Below are 22,238 nucleotides of genomic sequence, written 5' to 3' on the forward strand. Positions count from 1 at the left end.
AAATCGGATACTTTTCAAAACAAGTTAAAATGAACTCATTAAAAATCTCAGATGCCAGAACCGAAGGGGGCAAAAGGCTTCGGACTTTATTCCATACAATAAATGTCGGTGTCATAAGTTATGTATTTACAATTTTGACTCATAAAATTTCGATAGCATTTGGTGTTGATCCAAATATACCAGGCAGAGAATATCCAGGAGAGCTTATACTTGCTGTTTTAGGATGTGCCTTTGTCTTATTCATCTCGCTTTACGCGTTATCCTTTAAAATTCTGCTTTGGATTTTTAAGCGCTTAAGGATATAGACAGCTAGCTTGCAAGGTCGCCTTTTAGGGAAGGTGAGGAAGCTTATGGTGTTGGGCTGCAATCGTTGTCACCGCAGCGGATAAGCTAAGTAAAGATCATTCAGAGTGCCAATAATGAACTCATTAAAAATTTCAGATGCCAGAACCGAAGGGGGCAGAAGGCTTCGGACTTTATTCCATGCAATAAATGTCGGTGTCGTCTCCTATGTCTTTATTATTTTGAGTAGTAAAATTGCGATAGCATTTGGGGTTGATCCAAATGGGCCAATAAAAGAATACTCCGGTGATTTGACGTTGGCGGTGTTTGGGTGTGCCTCTGTCTTATTCATCTCGCTCTACGCGTTATCCTTTAAAATTCTGCTTTGGATTTTTAAGCGCTTAAGGATATAGGCTGCCTGTGTGCCTGTTACGGTGACTTTGCTTTAAAGCACCTATTAAGTATCCAAGGAGGATCAATTTATGAAAAAAGCTATCTTACCACTTTGCCTGGCTGCGGCTGCTGTTTCAGGCTCCACTCTCGCTGCTACCGGTCAGTCTGTTATTGAACGGGGTGGTTACACTATCTACTTTAGCACAGGGTATGCGAGCATGGGGTACAGAGACCTAAAAATCCCCAGAAGTGGAACCAAAATTACCAAAGTTTCCTGGAATTATCATGACTATACAAATGGCTATGATAATCAGAAAGTTGAGCTATGTTACCGACGCCAGTACTCGAACTATGATTTTAAATGCATGGATATTTCTAGCAGTAACAGCGGGTCAGTTGATTACTTCGATGGTTTAGAAGCCAGAGGCGCGTTAGTACTGACCTATACTCTGGAAGGCGGCAGCTACCATGCTTATTGGGATTATGATGTAAAGAATACAATCACCATCGACTACACTTATTAATCACACAACGGAGGTCAAGGATGCTGAATATCAACCCGTCGAAACCAGACTCACCCGCAACGGCACTCCCGGCAACGGGCAAATCGGCGCAGGCAAAAGTGCCAGATGCACACCCTTCAGGATCTGCTGTTAACCAGGCCTCCACTGCAACACTCAGTACCGATGCCCACGATATTCAGGGCTTAATGTCTCACACTGTACAGAGCCTTCAAGAGGCTGTTCCACCCAAATATATGGCTTATGAGCAAAGGCTTGATATTGTGCGCCAGTCACTCAACAGTGCTATGACGCAGCAGTATCCGGAATTAGTGGTCAATGAAAAAACTCTGGAAGAAATGACTTTAGATGTTGCAGCGTCCTTGAAAATTAACCCCCTCCCTGAGGGCGACGTCAACGCAGCGTTTGGTGATATTATGTCGTTTCTCGACGAGCGGGACAAGCAAGAGCTGGGCGATGCCTATATGAGCATGGATGTAACGCCCCAGTCATTGAAAGAGTTGAACTCACTGGCCTTTGAACTTGCACATCAGCGCAAAGTGCAAGCCAAACAACGCAACGGCACACTGTACGCTGTATACGATCTAATAAAAGCGCAGCAAAACGAAGCCTCCGAAACCGGCGCCTCACAACAAGCACTAAATGAGTCAGATAAGCAGATCATCAGTCCAGCTGTTAGTGAAAGGGATCAGAGACTGGTGCAGTTACATGATTCACTGGGCAGGCTTGATAATCAGTTCGTTAATAACCTTTTGGCACAGCTGCAAGAAGACGCCCATTTATACGACAAAGCGTGATTATTGCCCGGAACCACAAGTTAGTGTTTGTATTGATGGCTGTTTTGGTATCAAAAAAGGGATTGCTCGTTCAAAGCCAAAAAAACCAGGAACGAGCCGTATCGATTAGCACTATCTTGGGGTATAAGTTGATAAAGCTTTTAAAGTCATGGCGATGGAAGAGATAGTCGCTGCCTGCCATGATTAGTGTATCGTCCGGCTGTGCGACTTCTTTAGCAAAAAATTTAAAAAAATGTCAGACTGATGACAAATCAATCAATAGGGCATGTTTTAGGTGGCTTGTGCCGGCATGTGCGGCTGGTTTACGTCATCTAAAGCGTGATAAATGAGGCTTTGCCAGTTGGCATTGGTTGCCAGCTGAGGCTGGCAACCAAAATAGACTAATGGATCAGCAAGGTGCCGACAGGCGAAGCATTGGACTGATTGCCAGCCAGGTCGATGGCGATAACCTGATAGCTGACTTCCCCTTTGGGTGGCCAGGGGTCGTCAAAGTGGGCTGTATCACTCAGGGTATAGGGCTGACCGTTGCGGATAATCTTGTAAAAGCGAATGCCCTGATTATCTGCGCTGGGTTGCCATTGCAATGTTGCGCCATAAGCGCCATCCGACTGCACACTGAACTGAGCGGGGGCAGTGGGTGGTTCGCTGTCACCGGCTTTGGTATTCAGGCTTGCCTCTGCTATCACTGTGCCCGTTTCGCTGTGTACAGCACGAACCTGGTACTGGTAGTCCTGATTAAGCGGGAGCCAGTGATCTTCGTAGTTGTTGGCGGTGGTATGCCAGATCAGTTGCGCATCGCGATAAACCTGAAACTTCACCGGTATCGCGGCAACATGATTGAACTCCCAGCTCAGGCCAACGCCATTGCTGTCAAACAAGGCTGACGAGCTCAGCTTCAACATCGCGGCCTGAGGCGAGTCTTCACTTGCTGGCAAGCTATCGGTATTACCACTACTTTGTGCGTTTTGCTCGCAGCCAGTCCACCAGCAGGGCGTTTGCTCAATAAAGCTCAGTACGGCATCGTATTTATGTGCCTGCGCACGGGTCTGGGTCTGATACTCTTTGAGCGGAAATGCGCCCCAACTGTCCCACCGGCCGATGCTTTCAAACACCACGTATAGTCCTGCGCCAGACGCCTGCCAGTCATTGAGGTGGTTGGTAAACGCTGAAGCCATGCGCGGATCGCGGTTAGCACTCAGGAATAATGCCTCGCTGATGGTATCGCGGCCATCGCGAATATCTCCGGCATAGGTAAGATGCTGTCCGCCTTCATAGGCTGCCAGCATCAGGCCATCTTGCTCGGCCAGTGCCAGGTTGCCCTGAATGTTATCTCTGGCCTGTGCCAGTGCGCCATGCTCAGGTGCCTGCCACCAGGGTGGCTCATCGGGGTTATAGGTCAGGCCATACAGTACGCCCGAGTCCATTTCCTCAAACAGTTTGTTAAGACCTTCGGCCCCTTCACTGGCCCAGCCCTGTAAAATGGGCAGATATTTTTGGTCGGCAAAGTATCCGGCAAAGTAGCTGCCCACAGCCAGTACATCCATGTTGTCGGCACAGCGCTGGCCCACGCCCGCTGCGTGAATAGGGCAGTTCAGTGCCTGCTCGCTGATCCAGGGCACGCCCGTTTGGCCGCCCATCACGCATTGTATGCGCTGTGCTTCCTCGGCAAACTCTGTTTTAATGATGTCGCACATCTGCGTGCTACGCAGCCCGTAGTAGTTCATGCGATATTCAATATCGTGGTAATTGGTATTAGGCCACAGGGCTTTACCTTGCTCTTCGAGATACAGACCATCGAAAATATACGGCCAGGCGTTATTCCAAAGCTCGTTACCAAACTCCACATAAATCGCAGAATCCCCCTCGCTTTGCGTTTTCAGCAATCGGGCAAACTGGCGGATATAGTCGTCATCTACCCGAACCGGGAGTGTGTACCAGGGCTCGGCCTCCAGCTTGTTACTCATGGCAATGGCCACTTCATAGGGGCTGCCACCATTGAGGGCCCAGCTGGCGTAATCGTATTGGTTTCTCTGCGCCCAGTGCTGAACCGGGTTGTCTATGGTGCTCAGCAGCTGCATAAAACGCAAAGTACGGAACTTGCGCATATCATCCAAAAAGAGCGGATGGAATATCCGTTCCTGATAGCTGTGCTCGAACGAGATAAACTGCTCAGGGCTGGCACAGTCCGCCGCACTGGCGGCGTAATCCGTCGCGGCGTCACTGCAACTACCACCTGGGGCAATAATGCGAATGTTGCGAATATGATTGCCGGTCTTGTTTGGGTCGGTGGCGTGGATCTGCAAATGGAAGAAACTGTTTGCAGTCATACGTACCACGTCGCGTCCGGGCGCTGAGCTGATAAGTTCCGGGCCCGAGTAATAGAGCTCACCTTCACCTTCGTACAAGATCACAAACTCGCCAACCGGATGGTGCGGGTTATCGTGATAAATAATGGTGGTGACATAGTGAAAAGGCGAGTTGGGTGAATCCGCCGGTAAATTGCGGGGCCAACCTTGCTCGTCCAAATCCAGTAGTGCCTGATCGCCGGTGTTAAACTCCCAGGTATGGGCATTGCTGGTGGCCCACAGCTGGCCGCTGCCGTTAGAGGCATGCTTCATCACATCCAGCGTCGTCCATTGACTTGACCAGTAATTAATACCAGTGAGATTAATCCCCACGCCGGAGTTGGCGTTGTCGCTGCTTGCTGCCAGCAGAGGAAGTGATAAACCGAGCGCTATCGCCCCGGCACAGAGGGTTGCATAAAGAGGTGTTTTCATAAGCTTGACCATTCCAATTGACCAAAGAGACTTCATCCATTTTTTCGCAGTGATGTGCGTTTGTTTATTCTGTCTGTTGCAGGGCACGACACATCATTGCGCTTCCTTGCTAAGGGCTATTCCCTGAAAGAACTCGCCAAAAGCACCGAAATAAGTTAGCAGTGATAGGAAAAAAAGAGGATACGAAAAAGGCATGGTTTGGGTGTTTTTTTGCACGGAAGTTTTGTGTTAAAAGCAACAAAGTACCGCGTTTCAGGGGTGAGTATTTTCACCCCATAGCTTGATTGTGCCCAACAAGTAGCAGGCCCCATAAGCACAACAAATGAGTGAGCTAACCAGCCAGAAGGTGGTAGAGTTTTGCTGTATCGCTGCAGATGTGCTCACAAAGGGAGCAAATAACCCTGCGACTCCACGTAGCAAATAAATACTGGTGATGAGTATCAGAGCGGTTTTTAAAAACGGAAGTGGTATGATGATACCGGCACCAGACAACGCATACACCCCCCAAATTGCAAGCATGACCGCAATAAAGGAAGTGATCAGCGTAGGGTAAAGATCACCCGCTGCCGCCATGTCCGCCATTGCCTGCCCTGCGCCCATCACAAGATACCAATCCGGACCTCCCCAGATACACAGCAGGTGAAACAGTGATGCCAGAAAACTCAAACAACCAGCGATGATAAGTGGGCGGTTTTTGGCCAATGATTGCTCCTTCAATATCATAAAGATAAGTTTATTTTAATGCTTAAACTTCGCTCAATTTAAACACCAAATGTGTATCTATTTTAACCACGGATTTGACTATACCCTATCATTGCGGTGTTTTGTAGGGCAATGTGTTTGCTGCTTTCATTTTATTAATTCGATAGTCAAGGTCGGTATCGGCATGCTCATATTGATGAAGGTAAGTGATAGCAACAAAAAAGCGCCCGCAGGCGCTTTAAATCATTTGTGACGAATGGCCCACAAGTGGAGCAATTCATAGGCGATGGTGGCTGCGGCAATAGACGTCAGCTCGCTCTGATCGTATGAGGGCGAGACTTCCACCACATCCATGCCAACGATATTAATCCCTTGCAGTGCGCGCAGGATCTTCAGCACTTTGTCGCTGCTCAGGCCACCACATACCGGCGTGCCGGTGCCAGGCGCAAAGGCCGGGTCCAGGCAGTCGATATCAAAGGTCAGATAGACCGGCAGGTCGCCGACTCTGGCCTTGATCTGCTCGGCAATGGCCTGGGCATCCATATCATTGGCTTGCATCGCATCAACCACGGCAAAGCCATGATTACTTTGCTCGAACTCAGTGCGGATCCCCAGCTGAATGGAGTGATCCGGACAGATCAGCGCCAGACGAATATATTCGCGGTCTTTGTAGCCATTACAAACGATCACGGCACTGGTTTTTTCGCTTAACGCCAGCACAGTCAATAGCTCGGCTTTGCTGCCTGCTTCAAGGCCCAGTTGCTTTTTCTCTTTACCGTCCTGACTGGCTATTAGCCCTTCAACCACTTCTCGTTGCTGGTTCACTTTGATCGGGTAAACCAGCAGATAGTCTTTGGGATACTGGTAGTCTGCAATTGCGGTATTAAACGCCTGACAGATGTCATTGACGCGTTGCTCAAGGATCTGTGGGAACCGCACTAAAGCTGGTAAGCCATAGCCCTGCGCTTTAATCTGCGCGGCAATGTGTGTCAAAGTAACTGCGTGCCCCGGGTTATCTACTGTCGGCATGGCGGTTACCTCTCCCTGATCATTGATACCAAAGAAGCCCTGGCTCCAGTGGCGCACGTTGTAGCATTCACGTGCCTGCTCAGAAGAGATCAAATCTGTCATTAACGTTCCTTAACGAGTAAAAAATGAATTTAAATGAGGATAGGTTATGGGGCGCATTAAACGAGCAATTGACAGTGGTGTCTAACAAGAAATTTTGCTCTTAACGAGTGAACTTTTCACTGTATGGAGTGGGGCCCGAAGCGATAAGCAAAATACCCAGGTTCAGGCCACGACAAACACGCAGTATATGGTATGGTGAAAGTAAGACGCCAACGGGAGACATTATGCGGGGATTGATAGCTGCACTATTACTGTGCTCAAACGCCTTTGCCACCGAGTTGGTTTATCAGGGGATACAAACGCTGGATGACAAGCGCCAAGTCATTGTAAAAGATTGGCTGAGCCAGGGCATAAAAGTGACAGAGCAGACCCTGGGGCCCTTGGCGCAATCCCACCTGCCGGTGAAGTTAAAGAGCGTGTATTTGAGTAGTGAGCCTGTGCCCTGGGGCGCGGTTAACCGCGCTGAGGTGGATGGCATAGAGCTGCACATCAGCCAGTTTGCCACACAGCAGCAGCTGATCAGCGACTGGACTTTGTATCATGAACTGGCCCATTTATATCATCCTTTGCTCGATTATCCGGATTTCTGGCTCGCAGAGGGGCTGGCTACCTATTTGCAAAACGTCATTATGCTCCATGGCGGGGTGATCAGTGCAGATGAGTATGTACAGCGGATCATGGCCGGTCTGGAGCGGGGTCGGCTGGGCACCTGGGAAACGCCGGGGCCACTTGCCCGGGTGAGTGAAGACATGTGGCGGCTGCGCGCTCATGCCCGCGTTTATTGGAGTGGCACTGCGCTTTTCATTGAAGCGGAGCTGGCACTGCGGCAAAAAGACCCAGGGCTCACGCTTATCAGCTTGCTAAAGCGCTATCAGGCATGCTGCCGAGCACAGGCGTCTGAGGGACAAGCACACAGTGCCAAGGCGTTTCTCAGTCAGCTCGACAAACTGTCTCGCAGCAGTATTTTTAGTAATCTTTATCAAAGTTATAAATTACGGCAGGATTTTCCACGATTAAGTAAACAGGCGGTGCGTTTGAGTGGCTTGCATATGATGTCGGGCGGACACAGAGAGTTGCTCAGACAAAAATAAAGGCTGCCAATTGGCAGCCCTGATGTCGGTTAGATTTTAACTTTCACGTATTCACCCGGAGCGGCGTAAATGCCCGGGTTTGCTTTGTTGCTGGTGGCGCGTTTGGGGATTTTTTCATCCACATACTGGCTTAGCCACTTGCCCCAGTGTGGCCACCACGAGCCACTCTCATGCTTGGCTTTGTCTAGCCAGGCATTGGCGTCGCCGGTCGCGTCAGGGCCATACCAGAAACCATATTTTTCGGCTGCGGGTGGGTTGATCACGCCAGCAATGTGGCCAGACTCACCCAGTACAAAAGTGGTTTTGGCGCTGGTGTGCTGAATGCCCTGGAAAGTAGCCTGCCACAGGGCAATGTGGTCATCCCGGGTCGATAACATGTACACCGGTTGTTTCACTTTGCTGAGGTCGATTTTGGTCCCTCTTACTTCAATCTCGCGAGGTTGTACCAGGCGGTTTTCCAGATACAGGTCACGCAGCATAAAGTTATGGCATTTTGCAGTGAGGTTGGTGCTGTCGCCGTTCCAGTACAACAGATCCAGGTCCATCGGCGCCTCACCTTTGAGGTAATTATTAACGTAGTAATTCCAGTACAGGCTGTTTTCGCGCAGCATGCTGAATGACACACCCAGCAGGTGGCCATGCATGATGCCGTTTTGCAAATTGTATTTCTCCAGCGCAGAAATGGTGGGCTCATTGACAAAAACGCCAATTTCGCCGGGCTGTGAGAAATCCAGCAGGGTAGTTAAAAGTGTGGCACTCTTGATGCGGTGCTTCATGCGTTTTGAGACAAAGTACGCCATGGCGGTGGTGACCAGCGTACCTGCAATACAATAGCCGACCGCATTTACATAGGCTTCGCCGGTTTGCTTTTCAATCGCATCCAGGGCGGCAATGACGCCATCGACCACGTAATCTTCAAAGCCGATGTCGGCCATGCTGGCATCCGGGTTTTTCCACGAGATCATAAACACGGTATGACCCTGATCGACAGACCATTTGACCAGCGAGTTCTGCTGTTTCAAATCCAGAATGTAGTACTTGTTGACATAAGGCGGCACGACCAGCAACGGTGTTTTATACACGTCTTTTGTGGTTGCTTCGTACTGGATCAATTCGAACAGATGGTTCTGAAATACCACGCGTCCTGGTGTGGTGGCAATGTCTTTACCTAATTCAAAAGCGTGCTCGTCGGTCATGCTGATACGCAGCATATCACCACTTTTGGCCAGGTCTTTCTTAAACATCTCCAGGCCTTTGATGAGGTTTTCACCTTTGGAATCCAGAGTCAGTTTGAGCAGTTCAGGGTTGGTTGAAATAAAGTTGCTGGGGGAGATTGAGTTCACCACCTGACGGGCAAAAAACTCCAGGCGCTCTTTGAGCTTGTCATCCAGTCCCGGTGTTTCTCGGATAGAAGACAGCAGAGACTGACCAAACAGCAAATAGCTTTGCTTGATGTAGTTAAACCAAGGGTTGTCACGCCATTCGTCGGCTTTAAAGCGACGGTCTCCGCGCTCTGTTTCAATGACATCTGGTTGCTCAGTGTCGAAGCTCTGGCCCCAGGTTTGTTGCATGATTTTGAGTTGTTCCTGCCACCAGTCAAACTGATGCTGAACAAAGGTTTCTGGCTGCTTCGCTATTTCGTTCAACCAGACACCAAAATCCCGGGCACTTTGCTCATTCAGGGCTTGTTGAACGGGGTTTTCTTTGAGCAGGTTATTACTGAATAGAGTGTAGAGATCTTGATTGTACTGCCACCAGGCAGTCAGCGTTTTATTAAGATCTGTGTTATCGGTATCCATTACTCGTGTCCTAATAGGAAAATTGATTGCACGTGTCTTGTGTCGTGTTTGGTATAGCGGATCAGCCACTACAAAAAACAGGCTAAAAAAATGCCCCCGCACGGGGCAGGGGCAGGCGACAGCGATTAAGCTTTAGCAGTGGCTTTAACACTGTCTTTAGAGATAGCGTCAAGGTGCTCTTTGAACTCGTTACCAAGTTGAGTCAGCTTTTGACCATCGTCGATCATTTGCTGGCTTAGCTTGTTCATCGCAGTAAGCTGGCTGGCATTGAAGTCGATGAAAGACTTAACATCTTTTACTTCAGCAGCTGTTTTTAGTTGCTCAACAGACGTCTTAGTAAAGCTTTCTGTTGCATCAAGCTGAATTTGTGCAAGTTGCTCAATGTTTTTAGCAACTAGTTGGTTGAACTTGATTGCCGGAGAGAAAAACTGTTCGCTTTGCTCAGTAAAAGTTTTCATTAGATCGTTGTACATGGTGTGCTTCCTGTTTATCAAAAAAGTCCGTATAGGTAGCGTTACTGCCCAGGTACTTCAGAGCGGGTGCTCAATCCTGATATACGCCGCTTAGTTCATATATAGTCCGCCGTTAATCGCCAGCGTTTCACCTGTGATATAGGCTGCCTGCTCAGACGCCAGATAAGCGACCGACTGAGCCACTTCGGTTGGCGTGGCTAAGCGCTGCATCGGCACTTGTGCCTTGATGCTTTCAAGCACATCGTCACGCATTTTTTCGACCATAGGCGTGGCCGTGTAACCCGGGGCAACCACGTTTACGGTCACGCCTGCGCGGGCGCCTTCGTAAGCCAGCGCTTTGCTAAAGCCGATCATGCCGGCCTTAGCGGCTGAATAATTGGCCTGACCAAACTGGCCTTTCTGGCCATTAACGCTGGAGATATTAATGATGCGGCCGGATTTGTTCGCGCACATGTGCGCAAAAACCGGGTGAGTCATGTTGAACATGGAATTAAAATTAGTGTCGATAACTTCCTGCCATTGCGTCAGGGTCATCTTTTTAAATGAGGTATCCCGTGTGATGCCTGCATTGTTGACCAGAATATCGATGCGACCAAACTCATCGATGACATCATTGAGCTGCTGCTGGCAGGCTTCATGATCTGTGACATCTAAAAAGATGCCATGAACGGCTGCCGGGTTGATTGACTGTTCATTAAGCCAGGCGTCGATGTCCGCAGAGGTACGACGTGGGCTGGCAACAGCCACAACAAAACAGTTTGCATTAACCAGCTCTTTGACGATAGCTGAACCGATGCCACCCAGTGCACCAGTGACGACTGCGATTTTTTTGCTTTCCATATTGCTCTTCCGAACTTAAGGCGGCTCAACTATCGCACTTCTAAGCCACGTTTCCGGTTACGATTGACTGCAACCGAAAGGTTTACGAACTGATGTTATTGTCATCCGTCATTGTGACGAATTCATAACCAATATATTTAATTCCCAAGACAAATTTGCACTGTTTATTCGTCGTTTTTAGTGCGTCCCTTTAGAGGGGGCAAAGTTGTTCTCTGTAAAGCCTGATAAAAAATATAGCAAAATAGAGTAAAAGCTCAAGTTTTGAGTTGATGTTCCTTTGTTACTTACTCTGGCACGTGCTTTCGTACCCAACTACTAGTAATAGTCGCTAATCAGGGCGCTGAGTATTAGACTATAGCCGTAGCTGTCAGACCAATGAGCCAGATCAAGCAAATAAGTAATTGTAAAATAAATGGGTGTTTTTCAAAGTGAAAAATGTGCATCTGGTACGGTGTTTCTGTGATGGGTAAACTTGACGGGTTAGTAGGGGTTATTCTGCTTGTTGGTTATTTGATGGGTAAATTATTCGTTGGGTGAACAGACCGTGCTTTTGCTATTCTTGTTTTAGTCCCAAAGTCTATGAAGCAGAAGGTGTTTTATGATTAAGCAAAGTATTTGTGTGTTGATTGGTTTGTTGAGCTTAGTTGCTCAGGCTGCCACTGAAGTTATCAGTCAGCAGGCGTTATTGCGAAATCAGATGTCGGCGCAGCCCCATGTCATCGTGGATGTCAGAAGCGAAAAAGAATTCCGGGCCGGTCATATTAAAGGGGCCATTCACATCCCCTTTGATCAAATCACCCAGCATCAGTCTTTACTGGATACACTAAAGACTCAGACGCTGGTGGTCTATTGCCGCTCAGGCCGACGGGCGGCCATTTTCGAACAGGCGCTGGCGCAGCAAGGGTTCAGCTTGTTGCACCTCAGCGGTGATTACCTTCACTGGCAGGCCGAGCAACTTCCGGTGATAACACAGACTGAGCCTGGCGGGCAGTAGTACGCATCCGACAAACTGTGCGGGCCTCTTCACCCGCATCGAATGGATAGGGTATTACACCAGGCTTGCCAGCATCTCTTCGGAATAATCGGTCAGCGGTTTGCCTTGTCTGACTTTTTCTACATAATCCGGATTGGCAATAAAAGGCCGACCAATTGCCAGCAGATCAAAACGCGCGTCACGCAGCGCCTGCTCGCCAGTTTGGGGGGTAAAGCCGCCCACGCCAACCAGCGTGTTACTGTAATTTGCCCTGACATAATCGGATACACGGCCGCCCAGGAAGTCGAATTCCATCGCGTCGTCAAAGATACCTATGTGTACAAAGGCCAGTGTGCGCTGTTCAAGCTGTGCCAGTAAATAATCAAAAACCGCTTTGTCACGAGGGTCTGCCTGCATATTAAAATAGGCACCCGGTGTCAGCCGCACAGCAGTGCGCTCGGCGCCAATGCGCTCACTAACAGCATCGATAACCTCAAGTGCAAAGCGGCTCATGTTTTGCGGCGTCTCGCCATACTTGTCGTTGCGTTTGTTGCTGTCGTAATGTAAAAACTGGTCGATCAGGTAACCATTGGCGGCATGGATCTCGATACCATCAAAACCGGCATCTATGGCATTACTGGCCGCCTGTGCATAGTCTGCAACGAGCTGGGAGATGTCTTCATGCGTGGCTGGAGTAGGTGTGATATAGCTCAAATCGCGCATGCGAGGCACTGTGCCCTCTACTTTTTCTGCGCTGGGCGCCAGCACTTTGTCACCGTCAAAGAAGTGCGGGTGTGCAACCCGGCCGGTATGCCACAGCTGGGCAAAAATCTTTCCGCCGTTGGCGTGCACCGCATCGGTAACCTTGCGCCATCCGGATATCTGCTCAGGGGTAAACAACCCCGGAGTGTTTGGGTATCCCTGTCCGTCAGGGCGAATAATGGTTGCTTCAGAAATAATTAATCCCGCATCGGCACGACGCGCATAATACTCGGCCATGGCATCGGTTGGTACCAGTTGGTCGTCCGCCATGCAGCGGGTGAGTGGTGCCATCAGAATACGGTTTTTCAGTGAGATCTGATCATTTAAGGTATAAGTTTCAAATAGTTTGCTCGTCATAGTTGGACCCGGTTAGTTTTTGAATGCTTATTCAAGATATGATCATTTGAACGAGCGTTCAAGTATATTTTGAACATTTGTTCAAAAATGAGTAAAATGCGCCATGTGAAATGAGGAGAGTAATGAGATGCGCAGTGCAGAATTTAACAAAGAGCAGGTGCTCAGAGCCGCGATGACGGCGTTTATGGAAAAAGGCTATGCCAAAACCAGTATGCAGGACCTGAAAGCTGTAACCGGTTTACACCCCGGATCGATTTACTGCGCGTTCCAGAACAAGCGGGGCTTACTGTTGGCGGCGCTGGAGCAGTACAACCGCGACCGCGGCGATGAATTACAAGGGTTGTTTTCACAACATACATCCGCCAGAGCCGGGCTGGCAGCCTATATGACTCATGTTGTGGATGAATGTGTGAGCTGCGACCCACAAAAACTTTGCCTGACGCAAAAAGCGCTGAATGAGCTGGCCGAGCAGGATGAAGAGGCACAGGCTATTCTCAGTGAGCAGTGCGCTATGTGGCGTAATGCTCTTTGCTCTGTGTTTGAGCGCATTGCTGAGCAGGGCGAGCTGACAGGCACACGCAGCCCCCTTGACAGAGCACGGAGCCTTATCGTGAGTATCTATGGATTACGCACCTTTGCTCATACACACCCGGAGCCTCAGGTAATGCGCGATTTGGGTACGCAAATACTCAAAGATGTTTGCCAGTAAACTTAAGTGTACGTATCAATTTTTCTCACTCAGGGCCTGGTTGGATAAATTATCGACAAGTATGTTAGCCTCTAATCTCATTACTTTTTCTTATTTTTGATAAGTGAACTAAGGGGAAACTGGGTCCCCAGGGAGATGAGCATGAGACAGCTGGACGATAATATTTGGATTTTCGATGGTGAAGCCGTGTCTTTTTTCACCATGCCTTTCACTACCCGCATGACGATAGTACGCTTGGCGTGTGGCGGTTTATGGGTACACAGCCCCATTCGCCTGACGCCAGCGCTGCGTGAGCAGGTCGATGCGCTGGGGCCTGTGGCCTATTTGGTGGCCCCAAACCATCTGCATCACCTGTTTATGGCACCGTGGCAGGAAGCCTATCCGGAAGCACAAACCTTTGGCACCCAGGAGGTTAAAGACAAGTGTGACACGCTCAGGTTTGATGGGATCCTCGACAACGACCGTCACTACCCATGGGATAATACTCTGAAAACGCTGCTTTTTACGGGCTCTCCTGCGATGGAAGAGGCGATTTTTTTCCATCCGCACAGTAGCACATTACTGGTGACCGATCTGATTGAAAACTTTGATCCGGACAGCCTGAATACCTTCCAGCGCTTTGTAGCCAAAGGGGCAGGTGTGGTGGCACCTGAAGGCCAGACCCCGCTGGACTGGCGGCTGAGCTTTATCTTTCATCATGATACTGCTCGTAAACATCTGGCGACCATGCTGGACTGGGCACCTAAACGGTTGGTGATGGCTCATGGCCTGATCATCGAACAAGACGCGGTTGGATTTTTGCAGCGTGCCTTTGAATGGCTCGAAAAATAAGCTTAACGATTGATTTTAAAACTTATAAATTGATCTTTTTTGTATAATGGACAGCACCAGTAAGACCAAAGTTGATAACTATTCAAGTGCATGTAACTAGCATGTGAATAAGAAATCCGCTACGCTGGTGCGATAATAACAAGAATATTGTCAGGGTTATGGAATTTCAATTCGCCAATGCGCGTTTGAATATCGCGACGCAGTGCGTCATCATCAATGAGCGGTCGACTCAGCTGGACGACCGCGCCTTTATGCTTCTTCATTATCTATTGCAGCGCCGCCCTCAGATCTGCTCGCATGCCGAGCTGGTCAAGTTGTTGTGGCCCAATACTGTGGTGTCAGACTGGTCGCTGCCAAAGCTGGTCTCCGATCTGCGCAGTCAGCTAAACCGAGCGGGGCTTGTACAAAACTGTATCGTGACCGTGCGCGGTCAGGGCTACCGGTTTGCCCCTGCTATTGAAGTCAGTGAGCATGAATTGACAGGTACCCTGCTCGGAACCGGAACTGGCATCGGCACAGCCACACCAGCTGTCACTGCTCAGTCTGTGCCAATGCGCGGTGTACGCAATGATAGTGCCTTACCTACTCGCTATTGGCTGCCGGTGCTGCTGATTGCCTGTTTGTGCTTTATCGGATTAATGACGCACAGCACCGAGCAGGTGCCAGAATTGCGCTACGGCGAGCCATCCGGTGCCATCGGACGCATACTCTGGGTAGACGATAATCCGACCAATAACTTGCAGGAAAAGCGCTATTTTGAACGTCACCATATTGGAGTATATACCGTTAAATCCAGTGAAGAAGCGCTCTTGCTTATGCAAATGTATGAATACACTTTGATTATTTCAGATATGGGCCGAGGCCAGGAGCCGCTGGCGGGGTTGAAGTTGTTACAGCAATTGAGATCTCAGGGCGATCGGACGCCTTTTTATTTTTACACCCTGATCGATAATCAGGACATGCTGGAGGTGATTGCTGACAGTGGCGGGCAGGGCGTAGCGACCGAGCGTCCGCAGCTATATGGGCAAATTTTGTCTCACTTTTCTACTAATAAAAATTCCTTAAGTGATTGATAAACATGCTTTTCAAAATGATTCAAAGGATAGTTGATGACATTCTGGCGCTGCTGTGCCACGGTTAAATCGTTGCTCTCCCGACCTTTGGCATTGACATGCGCTTGCCGAGCAATGTGAGTGTATGACGACAGGATCAAAGACCTGGACACATGTCTCGGCCCTGGCACTGGTAATAGGTGCCAGGGTCTTTTTTTATTGGTCGTCCGTAGCCGCTTGGTGCTGCAACATCAGGTGTGTATACCTGCCGAGGGAGGCATAAGGCTCCTGCTGATTATATTTGAGCTCCAGTTCAAGCAAGTCATCAAACTGACTGTTGCCTTTGTCCGGATCTCGCAAGTAATCGTGAAAACAGCGCACGCCCGACTGGGAAAGCTTGTTCAGCGGCAGGGCACTCAGCCAGAGATTGACGTCCTGCGGCTCTAATGGGCGGTTCGGGCTCAAGCCAACTTTTTGTTTTACCTGCAGGCCATTGCGCACATAATCAAAATTACCATAGACCATATTGGCCATGCGCTGAGCCGCCCGATTGTAGTACATCAAAGACAAGTAGCCTTGCGAAGTGAGTCGCTGAGTGAGCAGCGTCAGTGCCTGTTGCTGCTCAGTAAGCCATTCCAGTACGGCATGACACATCACCAGGTCAAACTGACCGAGTGAAAGCTCTGGGAGCGCCTGCAGCGGCGCATGGATCAGGGTTACTCGCTCTGTGACCCCCAACTTATCTGCCTGTTGTTGTGCTTGTGCCAGCATTTCGTCGGAAATATCCACCAGCGTGACGTGATGCCCCAGCTGCGCAAGATACAGCGCAAGCTGGCCTTGTCCGCCACCAACATCCAGTACCGTTTTATTTGACTCAACACCCAGCCAGGGCAGATGCTGTGCGAGATCGCGCTGTAATACGGCTTCTCTTAGTTTGCCTTTGGAAGTGCCATAAATGTTGTTCTTAAACTTGCCGGTTAACTCGCTAAAATTGCGGTCCTCATTGCGATTGAGGGTACGTTGCGTGCGCTTAGCCATAGATCACACTGGGTTGTCGATATCAACAAATTCAACATCCAAGTCAAACTGGGTTGCCAGATATTCGCCCAGTGCTTTTGCGCCGTATCGCTCGGTTGCATGATGTCCGGCGGCAAAGAAATGGATCTGTTGCTCATTCGATGAATGAATGGTTTGTTCAGACGCCTCGCCGGTGAGATAGGCATCGATCCCCTGACTGGCTGCCAGATCTATAAAGCTTTGGCCGCCGCCGGTGCACCAGGCGATGGTCTTGATCAGGTGGTCGCCCGCCTGGTTAAGTAGTGGCTTACGACCCAGCTTCTGCTCAATCAAAGTGGCAAAATCGGTCGCAGACATAGGTTCGCTCAGTTTGCCTTTTACCGCTACGCTGTTGCTGTTCCAGGGTTCCAACGGACGCTCAATAGTCAGGCCAAGCAGCTTACCCAGTTGTGCGTTGTTGCCAACTTCCGGGTGGACATCCAGCGGCAGATGGTAGGCCAGCAAGTTAATATCATGAGCCAGTAAGGCTTGCAGGCGGCGTTTTTTCATGCCGGTAACGGTTTGATCTTCGCCTTTCCAGAAGTAGCCATGATGAACCAGTATGGCATCAGCCTGTTTTTCAATCGCGGCATCAATCAGTGCCTGACTGGCTGTTACCCCGGTAATGACCTTACGGATCTCAGTTTTTCCTTCGACCTGCAAGCCATTTGGGCAGTAGTCTTTGATCTGAAAAGGCTTCAGAAACTCATTGAGGTGGTTTACCAGCTTTTTACGTTGCATCGTGCTCTCACTGTCGGGCTTTAAAAGCGCCTAGTTTAGCGCTTTTTACCGCGCCGAAAAAGGCATGAACACACACTGCGGCGATTTGTGCCGAGCTGGGGGAACACTCGACTTTTCGCTGAACTGGGCTAGCTTTAAATGAGCAGATTGCCTGACGAGCGATGTGGCTTACACGTGACCATGTGTGCAGCCACACGACAAGTTATGGCACTGTGTCTAACTTGCGAGGAAATCATCATGACAGTTTCAGCGATACCGGACGGCTACCATGCCCTGACGCCTTATCTGATCACCGAAAATGCCGCTCAGGCGATAGACTTTTACCGCAGGGCTTTTGCTGCGGAGCTGATCATGCAGCTGCCTATGCCGGATGGCGGCGTTGCGCATGCTGAGCTCAAAATTGGCGACTCTCATCTGATGTTATCAGATATGTGCCCGGATATGCACTTTAAGAGTCCGCAACAACTCGGTGGTACACCCGTTAGTTTGATGCTGTACGTGCCCGATGTCGATAGTACCTTTGCTCAGGCCATTGCTGCCGGGGCAACCGAGTTACGGCCTGTGGTGGATCAATTTTATGGCGACAGAGCGGGCACATTGCAGGACCCGTTTGGCCACGTCTGGACCATAGGCACGCATCAGGAAGATTTAACTGAGCAGGAGATTATGGCACGTATGGCCGAGTGGATGACGGACGATTCATAAAGGGTAAAATAATTATTGAATTGTTGTGTATAAAATGTCATTTTATTTGTGGTGGTCTGTTTTATGATCATAAAAAATTCAACTCAAGGACAAGAAAATGAAATTACAAATTAAAAAGTCAGCTCTAAAACGCCTTACCGATACACAACAACTGGCGCAGCAGCAGACCCCTAATGTAGCAGGTGGTGCACCTTATACCTATCGTTGTCGCCCTGCCGAATCTGAAACTGGCAACCGTTTCTGGGCATGCATGTGCTAAACCGGATCTCTTGATCGTAGAGCTCAGTCTTGGGCTCTCACTGAACACTCGCCCCTCCAATATAGCCGCCATACTCTCCATATAATTTTGCCTCACCATTCTCCTGTCGAGCAGCTAAACTAAAATGAACTCCCTGTGTTACATCTGCACATTGTGTCCACACTGTGTCGCTAGAGTGACAGTAGGTAATCTGGTTATAGGTGATACTGGTATTAGTTCGGCACCTTCTTGCACTTAGCCAGATTAAACAACGCTTTCAAAAGGATGTAGGGATATGGTTAAGCGGGTCTTTGTGGCATTTTTATTAGGTATTTTGGGTATGGTCTGTACCCGCGGTGCGATTGCGTCCGATGGTGTATGTGTCGGACTGGGTGGAGGCGCTGTTGTCGAGTTAAAGCGGATGTCTTTGCGTGCAGTGAAATCAGTCAAGCACATCGTGGTGCTTAATATTGTAGGCACGGCAGAGGCGGAAACGTACCGGCTAACCCCGGACGGTCGGCGCATTAAAGTGATGAGAGCAACCTCGGACAGCGCCAGCTGTGTGTTTATCTATGCCAATCAGGTTGAGCAAATTCACGTTTATCTGAGCGAAGGCGACGACAGTTACGACGGTCGTGCCATGAGCATCGAGCAACACGTCTGGGCCGGTAACGGTGATGATGAGGTGATGGGTGGACGCGGTGCGGATCGGTTATTAGGTGGTGCCGGTCATGATGAACTCAGGGGATTTGCCGGGCGGGATAAGCTGGTCGGTGGCACTGGCGACGACACCCTGATAGGCGGCGATGACAAAGATGTGCTCGAAGGCAAAGAGGGTAATGACATTCTCGCCGGCGGTACGGGTTACGACACCCTTAACGGCGGCAGTGGCCGCAATCAGGTCTATCAGGGAGAGATAGTAACCAGTTCAAATGAACAGGGTGGTAAGTACTAGTCTGGCGCGTAATTACGCCAGATCTTTGCCTATCCACACAACTTTACCAATGATCTCAAGTTGCTCCAGCTCATCAGCTCGCACCACCTGCTCAACATATTCTTTGTTATCACTGATAAGCCTGACGGAGCCATCCAGATATTGCTGCAAGCGTTTGGCATACAGCTCTTCACCCAGGCGAACAACATAGATGAGACCCTCACTGAGCTTTTTATCGCTCAAATCCACCAAAATCGTGTTGTTGTTGTGAATGGTGGGTTCCATGGAATCGCCTTTGGCAAATACCACTGCCAGCTCACTCTTATCCAGGTTTTTGTAGTCGATCCATTTTTTTCTGAATGCCAGGTGACGCGCAATCTGGGCATTGTCGTTAAACGCACCATGGCCAGTACTGACCGACACGTGATAGCCCGGCACCAGCACAAAGGCCTCGTTAAACTCATCCAGTTTAACCAGTGGCTGGGTAATGATCGGCGATTGTGGACACTCCGCGGCCGTTTCTCCCTGGATCAGCCACATCAAGTCAACATTAGCAACGTGTGCAATGCGTTCCACAATACTCAGCTTAGGATCTTCGCCTTTGAGTATGCGTCTTAATGTCCCTTCAGAAATATCAATTTTTGACGCAAAGGCGCGAATGCTATGCGGTTTAATTGCATATTCAACGCGTTCTGCGAATGCTGAGATATCAGCTTCCGTATTGTGTTGTTTTTCCATTGTTTGATACCACGCCTTTGGTGTCACATTTTTAAGCAGTACGGCATTATAGAAATTTGAATAAGGAAACGCAATTCAAATTTTTACGCAAAACTTTGAAAGTTACGCATTGATCTGCGTAAAAAACTAAACTATCATCTTTCATAAATTACGCACTGGCGGTGTTTTAAGGATTCAGTCCGCGTTAACAGCCATTGCTGATAGTAGATAATGACTCAATTGCCTCAAGGCGGTTGAGTAACATGACAAGATTGCGTAAAAAAGTAAGGAAGTGGATATGACCAGCACAGCAACCTGTAAGATCCCGACAGAAACTATGATCAACCCCTTTACTCTGGGAGGAGGCGTTCCATCACCGCATCTGGAGCAGGCACCAGAATTTGACTTACTCCGTGCCCCGAGGGGCGCACAGTTATTAAAGTATGCGCGTAAGTTAAGAGGCTACACCCAGGCAGAATCTGCTGCCAGCTATGGCATAGAAGAGCGCACCTTAAGACGCTGGGAGAATAATGAATTTAATCCAAGATGGAATGATGTGATCTCTTTGCTTGAGGATGTGTATTTTATGGATATCATGCAGGCCATTGCGGGTGTGCGGTCAATGCAAGCGCAGGGAATCGCACTGTGATTGCGTAATTTGGTTCGTTGTAGAGGCAGCTCAGTACTGAAGCTGAACTGCCGTCATTGACTTATAAATGAATGATGCTGTCGGCGTTACCATCCGGATCACCACTGGTACGGCCATCCGTTCTGGGGTTGCTATTGCTCATCATGATCACGGCACAGGCTGCGGGTGATGCCATAGACGTCCCCGACATAGTGGTTGTGCCACCGCCGCTGCGTGTTGATAAAATGCTGAGACCTGGTGCCGCATAATCGACTGGTGGATTACCATAGTTGGAGAAGCTGGCGAAGCGATCATTGGCATCTGTCGCGGAGATGGTATACACACGCGGGTGTGACGCACTGGCAGGTGAGACATTGTTGGCATGCTGGCTTTCATTGCCGGCGGCAATCACAAAGAAAGCACCTGATTGCTGCGCTTTCAACGGCATCATGAAACCACCGCCCAGGCTCATGTTTTTTCCTCTGGAGCGGATTGATCGGCTGTAAATCTATGAGAAATTTGACCTTATTATCGGCCATATTTTCTCGCCTCAAAATAGAATACTTTACTAAGTAAAATATATATTAATAAATTCGCAGTGCCGCAAAATCATTATCACATTGATGATAATTGTATTTTTATACTGGAGCATAAAAATAAATCTATTTGGTATTATTCATTAAAATAGAACGTGTATTTAGTGTAATTGGCATTATTGCAGCCGACGGTCCTTGCATTATGAAAAAAGGAGTGGGAGTTAGTGCTTACTTCGGTTGGCGCTGAGTAGCGCTCTAGCCGCTTATGCAGGTTGAGAGCAGGGGAGTTGTCAGGGCGCAGGGCCCTGAGCGGATGCGTTATTTTTAAACCAACATAGCCAATTATCTTACCATTGTAGAGGTGCGTAACTTTTTCCGCAGTAGCGTAAAGCAACAGATCCCAAGTAGCCAGTAGGCGGTGCCTCCCGAGCTGTCATCACTGCCTGACGTTGTTCTATTGCCAGCACTGTCTGGCGTTGCCTGATCGTTATCACTGTCTGGTGTTGTCCGATTGTCAGTCTGCTCGGATGCTGCCTGTACATTGAGTACGACATTCTTTTGCGCTACCTGGCGACCCGAAAATAATCCGACAAGCGTCACTTCCTGCGCACCAGTTTGTGTAAAACTCAGGCTGATTTGGTCACCTTCTTGTTTACTGCCATCTGGCAGGTGCCACTGGTAGTCTAATTCTAACGGAGCTGTGGTACTGAGACTGGCAATGAGCGCTGTAGGCTGGTTCTGCGTCACGGTTTGTGCAACCTGTATATCAAATTGCCTGATCAACGGCGTAACGGCATCAACCTCATGTTGTTTGCTGTAACTCAGAGTTTGGCCGTCAAAAACTTCTAGTGTAACGGTATAAAAGCCGGGCGTACTGTACTGGTACTCTGGCTGAACTTGGTTACTCGTTTGCCCGTCGCCAAATTGCCAGTGATAGGTCAGTTCGGTTGCGTGTGTCGCATTTGCAAGCAGCGAAAACACAACTGCTGTCAAGGTCCTTTTCATATTCATATCAATTTCCTGTTCCGATTTGGGTCCATCTTAGCGGCGTTTTTCGGTCACGTCGAGACTAACAAAATTAGAAGTCACAACAGATTGTTATTTAATCATCTTAATGTGTTTTGTTTTTAAAATTAAATTGCTGTACTTAGGCGGATTTTCAGTGCGTGGCACATGGACTATTAGTAGTCTTA

24 protein-coding genes are annotated in these 22,238 nt (G+C 49.1%); 12 read left to right on the forward strand and 12 right to left on the reverse strand.

Annotated features, from left to right (window positions below; all coding sequences use genetic code 11):
• Window positions 1-419 precede the first annotated feature (419 nt).
• From L1285_RS19930 to L1285_RS19940, 3 genes are all read left to right on the forward strand, one after another.
• Window positions 420-695 carry a hypothetical protein gene (locus L1285_RS19930; protein WP_235413953.1) on the forward strand — a complete coding sequence of 92 codons (276 nt, stop codon included), beginning with the start codon at window positions 420-422 and terminating at the stop codon, window positions 693-695.
• Between the two features lie 69 nt (window positions 696-764).
• On the forward strand, window positions 765-1,199 hold the full coding sequence (locus L1285_RS19935; RefSeq protein WP_235413954.1) for a flagellar protein FlhE: 435 nt from the start codon (window positions 765-767) through the stop codon (window positions 1,197-1,199).
• Between the two features lie 20 nt (window positions 1,200-1,219).
• Window positions 1,220-1,993 (forward strand): hypothetical protein, encoded by a 774-nt coding sequence (locus L1285_RS19940; protein WP_235413955.1) that lies wholly within the window; start codon window positions 1,220-1,222, stop codon window positions 1,991-1,993.
• 380 nt (window positions 1,994-2,373) lie between these two features.
• On the opposite strand, the gene L1285_RS19945 is transcribed toward L1285_RS19940, so the two are convergent.
• From L1285_RS19945 to L1285_RS19955, 3 genes are all read right to left on the reverse strand, one after another.
• A complete protein-coding gene (locus L1285_RS19945) occupies window positions 2,374-4,770 on the reverse strand; it encodes a hypothetical protein (protein WP_235413956.1) in 2,397 nt (798 codons plus the stop codon).
• A 252-nt stretch (window positions 4,771-5,022) separates the two neighbouring features.
• On the reverse strand, window positions 5,023-5,472 hold the full coding sequence (locus tag L1285_RS19950) for a hypothetical protein (RefSeq protein ID WP_235413958.1): 450 nt from the start codon (window positions 5,470-5,472) through the stop codon (window positions 5,023-5,025).
• A gap of 243 nt (window positions 5,473-5,715) precedes the next feature.
• Window positions 5,716-6,603, reverse strand: coding sequence for an arginase family protein (locus L1285_RS19955; RefSeq protein ID WP_235413959.1), 888 nt, complete (start codon window positions 6,601-6,603; stop codon window positions 5,716-5,718).
• A gap of 224 nt (window positions 6,604-6,827) precedes the next feature.
• Here L1285_RS19955 and L1285_RS19960 point away from each other — a divergent pair, with 224 nt between their 5' ends.
• Window positions 6,828-7,694 carry a M61 family metallopeptidase gene (locus L1285_RS19960; protein WP_235413960.1) on the forward strand — a complete coding sequence of 289 codons (867 nt, stop codon included), beginning with the start codon at window positions 6,828-6,830 and terminating at the stop codon, window positions 7,692-7,694.
• 29 nt (window positions 7,695-7,723) lie between these two features.
• Here L1285_RS19960 and phaC read toward each other — a convergent pair whose 3' ends face one another.
• From phaC to L1285_RS19975, 3 genes are all read right to left on the reverse strand, one after another.
• Window positions 7,724-9,493: a class I poly(R)-hydroxyalkanoic acid synthase gene (gene phaC, locus L1285_RS19965; protein ID WP_046006441.1), complete on the reverse strand. Its 1,770-nt coding sequence runs from the start codon at window positions 9,491-9,493 to the stop codon at window positions 7,724-7,726.
• 125 nt (window positions 9,494-9,618) lie between these two features.
• A complete protein-coding gene (locus L1285_RS19970) occupies window positions 9,619-9,966 on the reverse strand; it encodes a phasin family protein (protein WP_054016542.1) in 348 nt (115 codons plus the stop codon).
• 90 nt (window positions 9,967-10,056) lie between these two features.
• A complete protein-coding gene (locus tag L1285_RS19975) occupies window positions 10,057-10,806 on the reverse strand; it encodes an SDR family oxidoreductase (RefSeq protein WP_046006439.1) in 750 nt (249 codons plus the stop codon).
• Between the two features lie 598 nt (window positions 10,807-11,404).
• On the opposite strand from L1285_RS19975, the gene L1285_RS19980 reads away from it, so the two are divergent.
• Window positions 11,405-11,800: a rhodanese-like domain-containing protein gene (locus tag L1285_RS19980; protein ID WP_235413961.1), complete on the forward strand. Its 396-nt coding sequence runs from the start codon at window positions 11,405-11,407 to the stop codon at window positions 11,798-11,800.
• 54 nt (window positions 11,801-11,854) lie between these two features.
• Here L1285_RS19980 and L1285_RS19985 read toward each other — a convergent pair whose 3' ends face one another.
• On the reverse strand, window positions 11,855-12,898 hold the full coding sequence (locus L1285_RS19985; RefSeq protein ID WP_235413962.1) for an alkene reductase: 1,044 nt from the start codon (window positions 12,896-12,898) through the stop codon (window positions 11,855-11,857).
• A gap of 127 nt (window positions 12,899-13,025) precedes the next feature.
• Between L1285_RS19985 and L1285_RS19990 the strand changes: the two genes are divergently transcribed.
• From L1285_RS19990 to L1285_RS20000, 3 genes are all read left to right on the forward strand, one after another.
• A complete protein-coding gene (locus tag L1285_RS19990) occupies window positions 13,026-13,607 on the forward strand; it encodes a TetR/AcrR family transcriptional regulator (RefSeq protein WP_235413963.1) in 582 nt (193 codons plus the stop codon).
• 141 nt (window positions 13,608-13,748) lie between these two features.
• On the forward strand, window positions 13,749-14,438 hold the full coding sequence (locus tag L1285_RS19995; protein WP_235413964.1) for a DUF4336 domain-containing protein: 690 nt from the start codon (window positions 13,749-13,751) through the stop codon (window positions 14,436-14,438).
• Between the two features lie 158 nt (window positions 14,439-14,596).
• Window positions 14,597-15,511 (forward strand): winged helix-turn-helix domain-containing protein, encoded by a 915-nt coding sequence (locus L1285_RS20000; RefSeq protein ID WP_235413965.1) that lies wholly within the window; start codon window positions 14,597-14,599, stop codon window positions 15,509-15,511.
• Window positions 15,512-15,706: 195 nt separating this feature from the next.
• Here L1285_RS20000 and L1285_RS20005 read toward each other — a convergent pair whose 3' ends face one another.
• Together L1285_RS20005 and L1285_RS20010 are read right to left on the reverse strand one after the other, a co-directional pair.
• On the reverse strand, window positions 15,707-16,528 hold the full coding sequence (locus L1285_RS20005; protein ID WP_235413967.1) for a methyltransferase domain-containing protein: 822 nt from the start codon (window positions 16,526-16,528) through the stop codon (window positions 15,707-15,709).
• A gap of 3 nt (window positions 16,529-16,531) precedes the next feature.
• Complete coding sequence (locus L1285_RS20010) at window positions 16,532-17,287, reverse strand: Nif3-like dinuclear metal center hexameric protein (protein WP_235413968.1); 756 nt, start codon at window positions 17,285-17,287, stop codon at window positions 16,532-16,534.
• Window positions 17,288-17,524: 237 nt separating this feature from the next.
• Between L1285_RS20010 and L1285_RS20015 the strand changes: the two genes are divergently transcribed.
• The 3 genes from L1285_RS20015 to L1285_RS20025 all read left to right on the forward strand — a co-directional run bounded on the left by L1285_RS20015 (window position 17,525) and on the right by L1285_RS20025 (window position 19,185).
• Complete coding sequence (locus tag L1285_RS20015; RefSeq protein WP_235413970.1) at window positions 17,525-17,992, forward strand: VOC family protein; 468 nt, start codon at window positions 17,525-17,527, stop codon at window positions 17,990-17,992.
• Window positions 17,993-18,089: 97 nt separating this feature from the next.
• Entirely contained in the window at window positions 18,090-18,251 is a 162-nt protein-coding gene (locus tag L1285_RS20020; RefSeq protein ID WP_164881444.1) for a hypothetical protein, read from the forward strand.
• A 274-nt stretch (window positions 18,252-18,525) separates the two neighbouring features.
• Complete coding sequence (locus L1285_RS20025) at window positions 18,526-19,185, forward strand: calcium-binding protein (protein ID WP_235413971.1); 660 nt, start codon at window positions 18,526-18,528, stop codon at window positions 19,183-19,185.
• Window positions 19,186-19,197: 12 nt separating this feature from the next.
• On the opposite strand, the gene L1285_RS20030 is transcribed toward L1285_RS20025, so the two are convergent.
• Window positions 19,198-19,902: an XRE family transcriptional regulator gene (locus L1285_RS20030; protein WP_235413972.1), complete on the reverse strand. Its 705-nt coding sequence runs from the start codon at window positions 19,900-19,902 to the stop codon at window positions 19,198-19,200.
• 277 nt (window positions 19,903-20,179) lie between these two features.
• On the opposite strand from L1285_RS20030, the gene L1285_RS20035 reads away from it, so the two are divergent.
• On the forward strand, window positions 20,180-20,530 hold the full coding sequence (locus tag L1285_RS20035; protein ID WP_235413973.1) for a helix-turn-helix domain-containing protein: 351 nt from the start codon (window positions 20,180-20,182) through the stop codon (window positions 20,528-20,530).
• Window positions 20,531-20,591: 61 nt separating this feature from the next.
• Here the strand turns inward: L1285_RS20035 and L1285_RS20040 are convergent, their stop codons facing one another.
• Together L1285_RS20040 and L1285_RS20045 are read right to left on the reverse strand one after the other, a co-directional pair.
• Window positions 20,592-20,981 (reverse strand): S8 family serine peptidase, encoded by a 390-nt coding sequence (locus tag L1285_RS20040; protein WP_235413974.1) that lies wholly within the window; start codon window positions 20,979-20,981, stop codon window positions 20,592-20,594.
• A 406-nt stretch (window positions 20,982-21,387) separates the two neighbouring features.
• Window positions 21,388-22,056: a PKD domain-containing protein gene (locus tag L1285_RS20045; RefSeq protein WP_235413975.1), complete on the reverse strand. Its 669-nt coding sequence runs from the start codon at window positions 22,054-22,056 to the stop codon at window positions 21,388-21,390.
• Window positions 22,057-22,238 lie beyond the last annotated feature (182 nt).

The sequence above is a fragment of the Pseudoalteromonas sp. DL2-H2.2 genome (genome assembly GCF_021532535.1).
In the GTDB taxonomy this organism is placed as follows: Bacteria; Pseudomonadota; Gammaproteobacteria; order Enterobacterales; family Alteromonadaceae; genus Pseudoalteromonas; species Pseudoalteromonas rubra_A.